Origin of the sequence: Parabacteroides sp. PH5-46 (assembly GCF_029892785.1) — a bacterium.
Lineage (GTDB): Bacteria > Bacteroidota > Bacteroidia > Bacteroidales > Tannerellaceae > DFXE01.
Map to the genome: position 1 here is coordinate 318,619 of NZ_JARXXA010000001.1, position 14,476 is coordinate 333,094.

General features: G+C 48.9%; 9 protein-coding genes. 2 read left to right on the forward strand and 7 right to left on the reverse strand.

Annotation, left to right across the window (positions count from 1 at the left end):
* Positions 1-27 precede the first annotated feature (27 nt).
* Complete coding sequence (locus M2470_RS01365; protein ID WP_280743102.1) at positions 28-1,374, reverse strand: PhoH family protein; 1,347 nt, start codon at positions 1,372-1,374, stop codon at positions 28-30.
* 86 nt (positions 1,375-1,460) lie between these two features.
* Positions 1,461-3,815, reverse strand: a complete 2,355-nt coding sequence (locus M2470_RS01370) for an outer membrane beta-barrel family protein (protein ID WP_280743101.1) — start codon at positions 3,813-3,815, stop codon at positions 1,461-1,463.
* A gap of 137 nt (positions 3,816-3,952) precedes the next feature.
* On the opposite strand from M2470_RS01370, the gene M2470_RS01375 reads away from it, so the two are divergent.
* On the forward strand, positions 3,953-5,365 hold the full coding sequence (locus tag M2470_RS01375; protein WP_280743100.1) for a HAMP domain-containing sensor histidine kinase: 1,413 nt from the start codon (positions 3,953-3,955) through the stop codon (positions 5,363-5,365).
* 1 nt (position 5,366) lies between these two features.
* Positions 5,367-6,050, forward strand: a complete 684-nt coding sequence (locus M2470_RS01380; RefSeq protein ID WP_280743099.1) for a response regulator transcription factor — start codon at positions 5,367-5,369, stop codon at positions 6,048-6,050.
* 18 nt (positions 6,051-6,068) lie between these two features.
* Here M2470_RS01380 and M2470_RS01385 read toward each other — a convergent pair whose 3' ends face one another.
* From M2470_RS01385 to rhaT, 5 genes are read right to left on the reverse strand one after another with little or no spacing between them, the layout of a single operon-like run.
* Complete coding sequence (locus M2470_RS01385; RefSeq protein ID WP_280743098.1) at positions 6,069-8,252, reverse strand: alpha-L-rhamnosidase C-terminal domain-containing protein; 2,184 nt, start codon at positions 8,250-8,252, stop codon at positions 6,069-6,071.
* Entirely contained in the window at positions 8,249-10,837 is a 2,589-nt protein-coding gene (locus M2470_RS01390) for a family 78 glycoside hydrolase catalytic domain (RefSeq protein ID WP_280743097.1), read from the reverse strand. The genes M2470_RS01385 and M2470_RS01390 overlap by 4 nt, the downstream gene beginning before the upstream one ends.
* A gap of 46 nt (positions 10,838-10,883) precedes the next feature.
* Complete coding sequence (locus M2470_RS01395; protein WP_280743096.1) at positions 10,884-12,632, reverse strand: alpha-L-rhamnosidase C-terminal domain-containing protein; 1,749 nt, start codon at positions 12,630-12,632, stop codon at positions 10,884-10,886.
* Positions 12,629-13,438 carry a rhamnulose-1-phosphate aldolase gene (rhaD, locus tag M2470_RS01400; protein WP_280743095.1) on the reverse strand — a complete coding sequence of 270 codons (810 nt, stop codon included), beginning with the start codon at positions 13,436-13,438 and terminating at the stop codon, positions 12,629-12,631. The genes M2470_RS01395 and rhaD overlap by 4 nt, the downstream gene beginning before the upstream one ends.
* Positions 13,439-13,449: 11 nt before the next feature.
* A complete protein-coding gene (gene rhaT, locus M2470_RS01405) occupies positions 13,450-14,472 on the reverse strand; it encodes an L-rhamnose/proton symporter RhaT (RefSeq protein ID WP_280743094.1) in 1,023 nt (340 codons plus the stop codon).
* Positions 14,473-14,476: the final 4 nt, after the last annotated feature.

A 14,476-nucleotide genomic window follows, 5' to 3' on the forward strand; every position in this document is an offset into this window, starting at 1 on the left:
CTCTCCGCCTTGTAAAACAAACTTGCTTTACAATATATTGGATGCCAGCTCTGCCAGGGCGGAGCGTTCGCCTTTTAGGAGATTTACGTGGGCGAAGAGGTTGTTGCCTTTCATTTTGTCGATCATGTAGGCGAGGCCATTGCTTTGGGCATCGAGGTAGGGAGAGTCTATTTGCTGGATGTCTCCTGTGAAAACCATTTTAGTACCCTCGCCTGCACGGGTGATGATTGTTTTTACCTCGTGAGGCGTTAGGTTTTGAGCCTCGTCTATGATGCAGAAGGTTTCGGAGAGGCTACGGCCACGGATGAACGCCAGCGCTTCGATGACGAGCTGGTTATTCTTCTGTAGGTCGTCTATCTTCCGTGCATCGGTACCTCCCTGGGGCAGGTGCGACTTAATTACGTTCAGGTTATCGAACAAAGGCTGCATGTAAGGTGCCACTTTTTGTTTCTCGTCTCCCGGAAGGAAGCCGATATCTTTGTTCGCCAACGCTACGATTGGACGGGCCAGCAGGATCTGTTGATAGGCTCCGGCCTGCTTCAGAGCGGCAGCAAGAGCCAGCAGCGTTTTGCCGGTACCAGCCTTACCGGTCAGGCCAACCAGTTTGATTTCCGGATCGTTCAATACTTCGAAGGCGAAAGTTTGTTCCGCATTCCGAGGCTGTATCCCGTAGTTGTTTGATTTCTCCACCCGGTGGACTTTGCCCGTGAAGGGGTTGTAACGTGCCAAAACAGAGGCGCGTACGCTCTTCAGGATGAAGCAATCGTTCGGTTGTATGATGGTTTTGATATTGTCTATCTGCTCAGGGTCTACACCGTCTGTAGAAGCATAGAGCTGGTCTATTACATCAGGGTCTATATCTTCATAGGTGGGATGCTCGCGCTCGAAAAGGTCTACATCCACTACTTTATCGTTAATATAGTCTTCTACTTCTATACCTAAGGAGCGAGCCTTCATGCGGAGGTTCACGTCTTTAGTTACAAAGATGGTGGTCATGTCCGGATGCTGGCGAGAGACTGTCCACGCACAAGCAATGATCCGGTGGTCTGCCGTCTTCTCGGGAAACGAAAGGGCGATCTCTTGCGGATACTCGCTACCCGTTACTACGCGTAAAGTTCCCAGGCCCTGCCCCAGTGGAGCGCCTTTTACGAAGAGGTCGTTGCTGGTCAGCAGGTCGAGCTCGCGTACAAATTCGCGGGCGTTGTAATTGATCTGTTCGCTTCCTCTCTTAAATTTATCGAGCTCTTCCAGCACTACGATGGGAAGAAATATATCGTTCTCCTGGAAATTTTCCAGGCATTTGTAGTCGTGTAATATAACATTGGTGTCTAATACGAAATTTTTCTTCGCTCCCTTTTTCTTTTTCTCTTTCATGATCATTTCGATTTATAGTTTTCCATTGTAAATAACTTTCCCAAATATAGGGAAAAAGTCCAAAATATAAATTTTCCGGCGAAAATTTATTTACCAAAGCGGGTGGCATCGGGTTTGTCGTGTTTTTGTTCTTTGTAGCCGCCGAATTTCCAGGAGAAGGCTATGGAGAAGTAGCGGGAGCTGTCTATGTTTTTCATGTTGCTGTACTGATGGCCGGTGTTTACTCTGATGTAAGAGGGCATGTTGCTGCTGAAGATGTTGTTGAAGGTCATACTGAGGGAGCCTTTGTTATTGGCAAAGAGCCATTTCATACCGGCGGAGACATCGTAAGCACTGCCCAGTTTGTATATTCCCTGGATAGCGGAAGTCCGGTAGAAGCCGCTCAGGGTGAGTTTTAGGTTGGGGCGGCTGTCGGAGATGCTCAAGGTATTGTTTATACGTATGTTTGTAAACCAGCAGTTGTTGTCGAAGGGGATATCGTAAAAATGGTCGTTCTTTTCCTGCATGCGGATCTCCTGGAGGGTAATGCGACTGTCGAGGCGCTTCCAGAGGCGAAGGGGTACAATGATCCCTACCCCGCTCATTAGTTGGTAATTGAGATTCTCGAAAAGGAAAACATTCTGAAGCTCCGTGGGACTCTGGTAAGGTAGTTGGGTGAACTTATCAGGCTCATAATTAGCAAAGAGCATCAATATATACTTCTGCCGGAAGATGTAGAGCAACTGCCCGTCATAGGAGCGGCTGGGTTTGAGCGAGGGGTTACCCTTGATTACAGAGTAGGCATTCAGATAGCTTGTCTGAGGATTGATACTCCAATAGGAAGGATACGTTTTATCGCTTGAGAAATTAAACTGTAAAATATGCCTTGCCGAGAAGTTGTAGCTCAGCGACGCGTTGGGAAAGAGCGCCACATCGTCCCATAGGACTGTCTTCTGTCCATTGGAGGTATAATCGGAACGGAAATACTCCGCCTTCAGCGAAACGGTGGCCGAGAAGCGTCCGAAGGTTTTCGACACCTCAGCGAAGACGTTGCCGCCATACTCAGTTTGCTCGTTGTCGGAGCGGCTATCCTTGCCGGATGGATTGCTGCCATTACGATCATTGTAGAGGTATTCTACCCAGGTATCGGAGGAGGTATGCGAGAGATTGAAGCCGTAATTGAGTCTCCAGCCTCCGCTAAACGAATGATTATGGTCTGCAAAGAGCATCCAGCGGGAAATTTCCTGGCGGGTATTATTGTGCAGGTCTACGGTAAGGCTATCTACGCTGTTATTCACAAAGTGTTGATGGTCTGGGGCTCGGTAATGTGTAAAGTCTACTCCGGCGGTAAGTCCCTGATGCCCCTTATATTGTAACTGAGCATTCTGCAGGGTATTGTTACCGTCTACAGTAGTAGTGCTGAATGCCGGTATGATTAGATTGTCGGCCAACCAGTTAAAGGTGGTTTCCGAGGTGCGTGTAGTGCTGCTCTTTCCTGCCTGTAGGTAATACGAAGCCGAGAGCTTGTCTTTATTGGCAAAAGTATAGTCCACACCCAGCCGTAGAGAGCCTATATTCGGTTTACCATGACTCCGGTTGAGCTGTTCAACCTCTACCAGGCTGTTACCGAGCGTGTGGCGGGCAAACATATCCTCTCCGCCGTAAGCCCTGCCCTTCTGACCCTCTGCCAGGAGATCCAGACTGAGGCGGGGTGTTGTATAGACTACATTTCCACGCGCCAATCCCCAAGCCTGATGCCGCTGGCGGTATTCGATACCGGCTTCGCCTTGCAAACTCTCGCCTTGGCTTACTTCCTGATTAATAACCACATTGATAAGTGCCCCTTTTACGTTGTAACGAGCTGGTGCACTGTACATCACCTCGGTACTGAGCACGCGGGAGGCAGGAATACTTTTGAGCAGTCCGATGAGTTGGCTGAGCGTCATACCCGTCAGTTGCCCATTTATCACGATATTAAGGGAACCTGCCCCCAACAGTTCAAGCTTCTCATCGTCTCCGCTAATGCCCGGTAGCTCTTTAATCGCCTCGAAAGCATTGCTGACAGGCTTATTCTGTATGAGTTGGGGTGTATCGTAGATAAGCGAACCTCCGCTCACCTTTACCTGAGGCCGTTCGCCCCTGACGACTACCTCCCCCAGTTCGATATCTTTCTCTTGAAGTACGATCTCTCCCACATCTCCATCGGACACTTCCAGCCGCTTCGCCTCATACAATAAATGCTGGAAAACAAGGATGTAATTACCCCTGGCAGCCTGGAAAACAAAAGAACCAAGACTATCGGTAACGATGGCATCTACGTATACAGAGTCGGATGTTTGCAATACAACGGCTACACCGTCTATAGCAGCCTTGTGGGAGTCTACTACCCTGCCTTTGATACCATCTGCGGAAGAAACCAGGCTACAAAGAAGGAAGAGAAAGGATATAGTGTATTTATTCATGGTTTTTTTATGCAAATGAAACATTTTTTCTCTATAGTTAGTGTTATCGCTTGCTTACGAAGTGTTATTTAGTCTTATCGGATGCTGTATTTCTGACGGGGATATTCTACATTTGTGAGAAAGAAGTAAGAATAAATATGGAGACAAAGCTGCGGGTAAAACTCATCGCCTTTCTGATCGTTTTGGCTGTCGCAACTGTTGTAGGCTGGCAGGCATACTGGCTGAAAGGGCTCTATAACTCCTTATGGGAGAAGACAGAGGCCAATATACGCGACGCTATGCGGATGGCCGACTACCAAGAGCTCTTTTTGCGCGTAGAGCAGCTGAAGAAAGCAAGAAACGACAGCCTGCCGGGATGGATTGAGTTAGACCTTAACCACGAAGATAAGGAAAACAAGCTCAATGTGTCGGATAACGCCCAGCTGGACTCACTGAATTATCTGCTCAGCTATCTTCAGATCATTAGCGAACTGGAAGAGCGCCTGCAAAAAAAGATGCATAGTACGGTAGATGATGTACTCCCCATCCGCTATTCCGTGTATGACAGCATACTAACAACAGAGCTGAAAAACCGGGAAATCTTTACGCCGCATGCGCTAAGGATCTATCAATTGAGGGACTCTTCTATACCTTTTGCGTATATGCAGTTTGATTCAACGAAGACTTTCGGCATCCACGAGAAAGAATACTTTTTTGATTATCCTGTGGCTGGGCGTGAAGATCAGGTCTATCGTTTGTATATCGATTATCCGGAGCGTATCGTACTTCGGCAAATGGGTGGGATCCTTCTCTCATCGGGCTTATTACTATTTTTTATCATCATAGCCTTTGCCTACCTGCTACGTACGATCTTTAAACAGAAAACCGTAGAAGAACTGAAGACAGACTTTACAAACAACGTAACGCACGAACTTAAAACACCTATAGCAGTGGCATTTGCAGCTAATGATGTGCTGCTGAACCATAGTGAGAAACCCTCTGCCAAGCAGGAGAGGTACCTGACGATCATCCGGGAGCAGTTGTCGCGTCTATCAGGCATGGTTGAGCAAATTCTAACCCTTTCCGTTGAGAATCGGGCTACATTCCGGCTGAATCCGGAGTCCATACGCGTAGGCGACCTTTTCCCTTCACTGATGGAGCAACATACCTTGAAAACCGAAAAGGACGTACGGTTTACAGTCGATATTCCCGATGGACTGACCCTCACAGCAGACCGGGCGCATCTGTATAACATATTAAGTAACCTGATAGAGAATGCCATAAAGTATACCGCAACGGAGATTGTCTCTATTACGGTCTGTGCTTCGGAGAACAACTACTATACCCTTCTCTCGGTAGCCGACAAAGGCATAGGCATCAGTGAGACCAACCAGAAGCGGGTGTTTGACAAGTTTTTTCGTGTCCCTCAGGGTAACTTGCATGATGTGAAGGGCTATGGACTTGGATTGTTTTACATCAAAGACATCATGGAGAAACATAATGGATATGTAACGGTAAGCAGCCAGCCGGGGAAAGGCTCTACCTTTACGTTACACTTCAAAAAAGGCTGATATGGGAAAGATAAAGGTTTTATTGGTTGAAGACGAGTCTACACTGGCGATGATTATCAAAGATACCCTCGATGGTGACGAATTTGAAGTAATTGTAGCAGCTGATGGCGTTCAAGGGCTCCTGATGTACAGAGACGTAAAGCCGGACGTGATCGTGACAGACATTATGATGCCCGAAATGGATGGGTTTACTATGGTGAGCCACATTCGGAAGAATGATACATCTATACCGGTACTCTTCCTTTCCGCGCGGTCAGCTGCCAGCGATGTGGTAGAGGGATTTGAGACCGGAGGAAACGATTACTTGAAAAAACCCTTCGGCATGGCGGAGTTGGTGATCCGTATCAAAGCTTTGATGAACAAGGTGTCAGCAGGAAAAGGAAAAGAAGGCATTTGCCGGATTGGCAACTACAGTTTCGATCCGGTAAAACAAACATTAAGCATCTACGGAACAATGCAGCAGCTAAGTAACCGTGAATCGGAGATACTGAGACGCTTGTACGACTTCCGCGAACAAGTGCTTCCTATGCGGGATGTCTTGCTGGAACTCTGGGGCGACGATTCCTTCTTCAACGCCCGCAGCTTGCACGTCTTTATTACTAAACTACGCCGTAAACTCTCTGCCGACCCCTCTATTCAAATTCTGAATGTCCGGGGGATTGGATATAAGCTTATTGCGGATTAAATACCCCTTATTTCCTTCTCAGAGAGAAAAAGAATGTGTTCCGGGAAGTAGCAGTTTCTTTTTGCCGGTGGGTGACAGGTATTCGGCAGCTGTTCCCTGGGGAATGGTGGTTTCTATCTGTAGTTTGTTGTTTCTTTTTTTGATGATGACTTCTATCATGCCGTGCAGGGTATGTATGCTGGCTTTGGCTTCGCTGAGTGAGCCCATTTGAGGGGCTATCCGGAAGGTTTTAAAGCCGGGCGAAGTAGGTTCGATACCGCATACCTTCTGACTGAGCAAGGTTAAAGGGCCACCACTCCACGCATGATTAATGGTTCCTCCTCCGAAGCCTTCAGCGCCTATGCCCCATCCTTCGAAAAGAGTGGTATAAGGGTATTGAAGCATACGGCTGTAGCGCTCTTTCATCCTTTCGAGGGCAAACGTACTCTCTCCCATTGCAAAGAGGGCTTCGAGGACGTATTTCTCCATGTAGGGGCTGGCGTGGTACTCGGTTTTAAGAACTTTTAATAAGGCGGAATACTTGTCGCGGGAGGCAAGGCCTGAAAGGACGGCCATAGCTTGGGAGCGGTCGTCGGTTTCGCCCCGGTAGCCTGGCGCACGGTAGGCGGAGCCTGTCCAGTATTTAGTGTCGAAGCACTTGCTGATGGTAGACATCTGTTCAGCAATCCGGAGGGCATCCTGTTCTTTGCCTAGCTGTATTGCAAAGGCGTGTTCAGCTTTGAGCGCCAGGTAATACCAACAGGTAGTGAGGACGCCTATATCGACGTTCTCGCCCCAGTCTCCCCAGTTCCACTCGCCCGAGCGTTCCCTGGGGAGCCCGCTCTTGTCTAATCTCCATACCTTGTGGAGGTAGTGACGCAGCCGGTCGTAGATATGCGGTACAAAAGTGCTGTCGGCACTGTAATAATACTGAGTATAGAAGCCATACCAGCCTACGGAAGCCAGCATTTGCAGCGGGAGCTCTTTAGACCAGTTTCCGGCAGGTAACGGAGAAAAGAGTGTGCCGTCCGGACGTTGCCAGTTCATCAACTCGTAAATACCCTTCACCGCTAGTTTGTGAGCAGGGGGTGAAAGGGCGTAGAAGGTTTCTCCCAGTTCGTTCACTTCGTCGCCCCACCATTGAGCACGTTCGCGGTCGGGACAGTCCATATAATTATCGCGCATCGTTACATATAGTGTACGTGCGGAACGCTTCCACAATTCGGTGAAGAACGGATCGCTGCATTGGAAACTTCCCGTAAACTCGGCATTGTAGCCTGTTTCGCGGTATTTAAGCCCCAGGATTTTTACTCCTTGGGGTATGATGTAACAGACCTCATGACCGTTCATCCAGCCGTAGCTTTCGTATTCCTGCACTCCCTGACGGGTTACATACTCTGCGCGAACGTTTAGCTCGCTTCCACCTTCATAATTATCTGTAAACATATGGATAACTTGCCCTGCTTGGGCTTCAATCTTCAGGTAAGGAGTTACCTGGGCATTGTATGGGAGCTTGCAAAACATGGTGTCACCCGACTGACGAGCTCCTACGTAATTGGACAGTCCGAAGTCTTTCCACTGAGGGATGGGGCGCTCGATAAGACGTCCGAAAGGAGCTTCGCCGGCCTTTCCGATAACAACAGCAGAGGGCAGCGAGCTCTGGAAGACGGGATGATTCCAATAGGCCAGTTCCCGGCGGGCATCGAAACGGATGTTACTTTCCGGAAGACGGTAATTGGGATAAGGGGGACCAGTATTCTGGTAGGCCTCGTAGAGGGCGCACTGCCAGCTCTCGTCGGAGAGGATATTTACCTCCTCGGACTGTGCGTCGAAGAGTAAGGCGGCTTTTCCGCTGTTCAGGTGGCTGAATCCATCTTGTCCGAAGTGCCAGAGCAGGACAGCTATGAGGTTTTCACCCTCTGTCAGAAAGGGGGCAATGTCTACTAGATCGTAATAGGTGTCCCGTGGCGTTGGACCTCTTTTGAGCCCTCCCTCGAAGACAACCAACTGTCCGTTTATCCAGAGCCAGTACTTGCTGTCGGCCGCAATTCGTGCGGGAAGTGTGGCGGGGAGGTTGTCAAGCGTCAGCGTTTTGCGATAGACGAGCCAGGTATTGGTGGCACTTTGGCATCTTTCGGTGTTTATCCAACGGGCTTTCCACTCGGTAGCCGACAGGGAAAGAGACAGCAACGTAAGAGCTGCCGCCGTTAGTAATGTTTTCATAAATCGTTCGGATAAGTAAATGTATGCGCCCCGGAGCCAACCGACTGTGTCGTTCCTCCGACGATGATATCCGCTGTACAGTTGAGCGGCACATAGATGTTGTAGACGATGTTATCGCCTTCTCTTCGCCAGTAAGAGTAGATGAGACCGGAAACGGAATTGTACTCACCTTCTGCCCAGTCGAGTTCTTTCACGAATTGCGGGGTGAAGCGTATATTCCTGAAGCCAGGCTTCTCCGTGTCATAATTGATACCTGCCAGGTGGTTCATCATCCAAGCCGACACGTCGCCGAGAAAAACGTGGTTCAGAGAGGCGTCGTTAAACTTGGGGCTGAGCGTCCAGGTTTCCGGCAAGGTGGTGTATCCCAACGTCTCTACCCAATAACCCCAGGAAGGAGCCTCCGTTTGGAACAGCATCTTCATGGCGTCGTCTACGAAGCCGTATTTCGTGAGCATTGCGGGTACTGTCTTGCTGCCGATTAGTCCGAAATCGAGGAAGTGCTTGTTGGCTGCTACGACGTCGCGGAGTTTGTCGGCAACGGTCTGCTCCATGCCTTCGGGAACCAGCCCCAGGTAAAGCGGGAGCGCCTGAGCCGTTTGCGTACCCTCTGCGTAGGTGGCGGAAGCTGCGTCGAAAAATTTGCGGTTGATCAACTCCTTCAGGCGGGCTGCCTTCTCTTCATAGGGTCTGGATTCTTTTCCAAGCAGCTTGGCGAAACGCGCCATGAGCTTATTGTCGAGGTAATAATAGGCTGTGGAGGTAAATTCATTGTTCGTTGTGGCTTTCCAATACACCCAGTCGCCCAGCCCGTAGGTGAGGTAGCCGTCTATCTCTTTCGTTTGAAGATAGTCGAGGTATCGTTGCATGCTGGGGTATAGATTTTCGATGCAGCGGGTGTCCCCATAATAATTGTACAATGCATCGGGGATGATAAACATCGCTGCATCCCAGACGGGTCCCGGCCATTCGCCATATCCCCATCCGCTGGAAGGGATGATGCCGGAGATATCTCCCTGAGGTCTTTGATTGTCGATGAAGTCGTCCATCCACTTCTCGTAGAACGTAATTCCGTCATAACCGAGCAAGGCTAAATCGATGGCTACATGTGCATCTGCAGTCCAACCGTTCTTTTCGCGCTGTGGACAGTCGGTAGGGATACTATGGATGTTGCTCTCATAGGCACTCATCGTAGCGCCCCATATCTTGTTGAGCAAGTCATTGGAAGAAGAAAAACGGCCTACCGGATCAATCCCCGTCCGCAGGACGTACGCCAGCAGACTTTCGGAGCTTAGCTCAATAGGCGCGGAGGCCTCCACTTCTACATGCTGGAAACCATGATACGAGAAAGAAGGCATGAAGACTTCATCCTCGTCTTCGCCTGCCAGGTAGTAGACGTCTGTCTGGAAAATCTCGTACGGCTTCACCGGATGGTAGTAAACATCAATATTGCCTTGCTCCAGCCGACCGTCGGCTTTCAGCAATTCGCCGTATTTCAGGGTTATTTTGGTTCCGGCAGGGCCTTTGACGTAGAGTTGGCACAAGCCCGCTATGTTTTTAGGGAAAGAGAAGACATAAAGCCGGTCGCTGAACTTCCGGACAGAGTCGGCCATGAAAGCATCCGTAATGGTAATCCCCGGTACATGTTGCGCTACGACGAGGGGAGCGGGCGCGGAGGTCTTTTGAGCCATTTGCCAATGGGAGTCGTCGTAAGCTAAGGTTTTCCAACCTTTCTCCAAGCGAGCGTCGTATATATCGCTGCTGTAGAGGTTGTTATACAGGTAAGGGCCGGTCGAGCTTTTCCAGCTCTCGTCTGTCCCAAAGGTGTCTACACTGTCGTCCTCGTAGGTAACACGCAATTCGCAGAGGAGGCGTGGACGATCACGCCAGCGAGCCTCATGGAAGTTCCAGACGGCTACCGACTGTTCGTTGTACCAGCCATTTCCAAGGACGGAGGCCAGGATGTTGTCGCCTTCTTTCAGATGACTACTGACGTCGTGTGTAACATACAGGATACGTTTGTCGAAGTGTGTATAGCCTGGGTCGAGGTAGTTATCCCCTACCCGTTCTTCGTTGATAAACAACTCGTAATAGCCAGCCGAAGCAATGTATATGCGAGCCTCTTTTACCTTCTTTTCAAGTGAGATTTTCTTTCGGAAGAGTGGAGACGGCTCGTGTTCTTTGTCGTACTGATCGGTGATCCATTGGGCGCTCCAGTCGGAGGATTCCAGTTTGGCAGTCTCGAAAGAGGCTATCTCTGAAGGGCGGCATTTTCTGTCTTTATCATCCCAGACTGTAACGCTCCAGTAATAACGGGTGTGTGGTTCAAACTGCATATCTTCCTGATAGGGCTGCAGGTTTTTGGGGTCTGTCCCGATGTTGATCTGGTGTCGTGAGATGGTGGTTTGGCTTTCATTTATATCATCATAGATCCATGTAAAACGCGGAGCAGATGTCCCGATACCAATAGGATCTACCAGATATTCGGTGCGTAAGTCAACAGGCTTTATATCCTTGTTTTCCGACTTACACATGTACAAAAAGAACAGGGCAACGGTACAGACAACGATAAAGACTTTTGTTTTCATAATAGTAGACTTAGTAAGTATAATGGACTTAATAGACTTAATGAACTTAATCCTTTACGATTATTATTCCTTCGGGGGCTTTGATGGAGCTTTCGATCTGGCCGTCGGGCTTCTTTTCGTGGCGGATGCTGATGATGCCTTTGGGTGTTGGAAAGCTTCCTTCTACCCATTGAAGGTCGCCTAAGTTCGGTTTGATCCTCACCTTGGAGCAACCGGGCTCTATTACTTGTACACCGAGGACGTATTCGCTCAGCCAGGAGGTGGGTCCGGAAGCCCAACCGTGGCAGAGGCTGTGTCGGAAGCCTTTGTAGCAATAGTCGCCATAGTCGCCGTGAATGTCTTTCTTTCCTTCGGGTATAAGCTCGTCTATCTGCCCGGCATCGGTTAGCCAGTCTATGTTGAAGTCTTCCCAGAAGGTGGTGGCTCCCAGGTCGAGCATCGCTCCCCAGTAGCGGCGGATTACGTCTAAGGCTCCCTGATAATTATCTGCTGCTGCCATAGCTCGCAACATGTAGTATCCGTAGAAAGTAGAGAAACCCTTGGCGTTGTTGACCGACAGATACTTGCTATCGGCATCGTCAGCCGGCATCATACCTGCCAACGCCATCAGAGCAGCCGCCTGTTTAGAACCGGGAGCGTCTGGCTCTTTGGACGAGGAAACCAGCGCTTGTTGTACCTTGGAAGAGGCTTTAAGAGCCTTCTTGGCAGCTTTATTACATTGAGTTGCCAGGTCAAACTCTCCCAGGATGGCACAGAGCTCTTCTCCCGCTCTGAATGCCATGATCATAAGAGCTTGCAGTCCGGCATCAATAGCTTCTTTGTTTTCGCTGGAGGGCCAGTCCAGAAAACGGTGCCCATCTAACTGTTCCTTCCCGTCTTTGTCTGTTTTACTGATCAGTAGACGCAATAAATCGGTTAGGTAGGCTTGTTGCTTTTTCAGGTAGCGGATATCTCCCTGATAGTAATACCAGTCGCGCTGAATGAGTATCCACCAGATCGAATACGAACTGATGCCATTCATCCATGAAGGTAGCGGAGTGATGTCCCGTATCAGGTCTAAGCTTTTCGGTACGCATTCGTTGTATCCGAACACGGAATTGATGGTCATTACCTCCGGATGGAGGTCGCCAACCCACACCAAGCGGTCTCGCTTGATGCCATCCCACAGGTAATCCTGCATATTCAGGTGAACTGTGTAGGCGCCGGTCTGCCAGATCTTGTTTAAGCGTTCGTCATTGCAGCGGAAGGAGCCTTTGTAGGCAATATCGCGATAGGAAAAGATGGCTCTGGCCTCTTTCAGATGTAATTCGGTCGATGGGGTAACAAGGTCTATCCGGGCAAAGCGAAAGCCGGAGTTCCCTACTTCCATTACACCAAGCCAAGGTAGCTTAACTGTAAAATCGCGCATGGCATGATCATTCGTAGCCCCTTTCTCTCCTATATCACTCATGGCTTCACTCACCGATTCACCAAAGCGTATACGTACCTCTACAGGTGTTGATGAAGAGGGCATTCCCGTTACCAGTTGGATACCTCCCTGCAACTCTTTTCCGAAATCAAGCAGCAGAGCCGAACACTCCGATTCCGTACTCCTTAATACACATAGATTGGTGTTTGACATATCTGCCTGTCCGTTTCCCGGCAGCAGGAGATTGTCGGCTCCTTTAATCAACGTATCTCCCTGTTGCCATACGATTCTGACAGGCGGTATATATTCTCTTACCCTCTTGTCTCGTTGTTGGCTCAGAGCTATTATAGAGTGCAACAGTAAAAATAAAAGCAGCGTTTTTTTCATCCTATTTTATCCAGTCCGAAAGCCGGAACCAGATCTTCTAATTGTTTGTCTGTCATACCTTCCGGTTCGTAACCTGCCATGCGGGCAGAGAAATATATCTGGGCCGATTTACTGAGTGTATCAATCGCATCAAAACAATCAATAATATCCTCTCCTACAGCCAGTATACCATGTTTCTCCCAAAATACCACATCATGTTTCTGAAGTTGTTTGATCGTAGCGTGCGCCAGCTCTATCGTACCGGGTATTTCGTAAGGTACGATACCAATACCTCTGGGTACGATAATCCGGCATTCCGGAATCATGCTCCACAATAAACGGGTGATCGTTTCCGACTGCATAAAGGGTTTGCAATGGCTTAGCCCGATCAGGTCCGTAGGATGTGTATGTAATACCACCCGGCTATCCTTTCCGGATGAGCGAAGATAGTTGTGCATCAGCAAATGAGATGGTAGCTCAGAAGTTGGGGCAATGGCCTCTTCGGCAATGATCTCAAACGACATCCCGTCATACGAGATACGGATAATAGAACCGTTGGCCAATGGCTCTTTGGCTACGTAGCGCATCCGTTTACCTGTTCCCGTTACATAAAAGATATGTCCACCAAGCGCAGGAACAGCTTCCTGCAAGGCAATCGGAGGAGTTATAGCCGGCATTTTTTTCTCTTCCTCGCGTACCAGAGCAGTTACATTTACGGAGATATTTCCCCCGTTACGTTCGGCCCAGCCTTTGGTCCACAGGTATCCGGCTACTTCGGCAATACGGCCTATTTCGGCCATTAATTCTTTGTTATTTCGTATCATCATTTCTTAGTTAATTAACCTGCTATATTGGGGAAAAACAATGAAAATATAAGAATACAAATACCGATTGTCAGGACAAGGATGGTTTTACTACCTACCCCTTTCCATTCTTTCAGCACAATTCCCCATACATTACTGAATATGACATTAAGCGACATCAGTATACTCCATGAAAATGCCAGCATAACGGGCGATTCCGTAAAGAAACTTTTACCCATGCTAAGCCCAAAAAACTGGGAATACCACAAGATACCGGCCAATGCGCAAAATAACACATTATTTACTAAAATTCCGCCAGAAACGGTGAAATAATCTTTCCCGCTTTTGTTTTTAATGTTCTGGAAAATGCAGTAAACGGCATTGGTAAAGAAGCCTCCTGTTGTTACCATAAGCGTTGCAGGCAATGTTTTGAATAACTCGTTTGTGCCTGATACAAACAGGGGAGCTCCAGCTTCCAGCCCCAAGGCAAAACAGGCGCTCATTACCCCTGCCAGTAAGGCTACCAGCAAACCTTTCGTCAGTGCAAAATCCTTAACAGCCGCTTTTTTCTCTTCTTCCGTCATATTTTTGGCGCGAAGACTTCCGGCATAACCGATTACAGCGATACCTGCCAGGGTGATACATACGCCGATAAGCAAGATCAAGCCATTTCCCCGGAACAGATCCGTACCCTTCATCAAGGCAGGGATAAGGGTACCGAAAGCCGAGCAGGTGCCCAAGGCGATGGACTGCCCCAAGGCAATCCCCAGGTAGCGCATACTCAGCCCGAAGGTAAGCCCTCCTACTCCCCACAAGACCCCAAAGCCCATGGCCTTAAAAGTGGCTGACGAATCGACAGACAAAATTTGTATCAGACTACTCTCTGCCGGAACAGCTAATAAAGCGCCTAAAAAGGGAAAAACCAGCCAGGCAAAGATCCCCTGCACCAGCCAGAAGCACTCCCAGCTCCAGGACTTTACCTTATTGATCGGCACATACGAGCTACTCTGCCCGAAGCTGCCTATCGCGATGATTATTAAGCCTATTAGTATATTCATACAG

Coding starts and splice junctions, on each gene's coding strand:
- M2470_RS01370 (WP_280743101.1), bottom strand. CDS start 3,815: ATGAATAAATACACTATATCCTTTCTCTTCCTTCTTTGTAGCCTGGTT.
- rhaT (WP_280743094.1), bottom strand. CDS start 14,472: ATGAATATACTAATAGGCTTAATAATCATCGCGATAGGCAGCTTCGGG.
- rhaD (WP_280743095.1), bottom strand. CDS start 13,438: ATGATGATACGAAATAACAAAGAATTAATGGCCGAAATAGGCCGTATT.
- M2470_RS01365 (WP_280743102.1), bottom strand. CDS start 1,374: ATGAAAGAGAAAAAGAAAAAGGGAGCGAAGAAAAATTTCGTATTAGAC.
- M2470_RS01395 (WP_280743096.1), bottom strand. CDS start 12,632: ATGAAAAAAACGCTGCTTTTATTTTTACTGTTGCACTCTATAATAGCT.
- M2470_RS01375 (WP_280743100.1), top strand. CDS start 3,953: ATGGAGACAAAGCTGCGGGTAAAACTCATCGCCTTTCTGATCGTTTTG.
- M2470_RS01390 (WP_280743097.1), bottom strand. CDS start 10,837: ATGAAAACAAAAGTCTTTATCGTTGTCTGTACCGTTGCCCTGTTCTTT.
- M2470_RS01380 (WP_280743099.1), top strand. CDS start 5,367: ATGGGAAAGATAAAGGTTTTATTGGTTGAAGACGAGTCTACACTGGCG.
- M2470_RS01385 (WP_280743098.1), bottom strand. CDS start 8,252: ATGAAAACATTACTAACGGCGGCAGCTCTTACGTTGCTGTCTCTTTCC.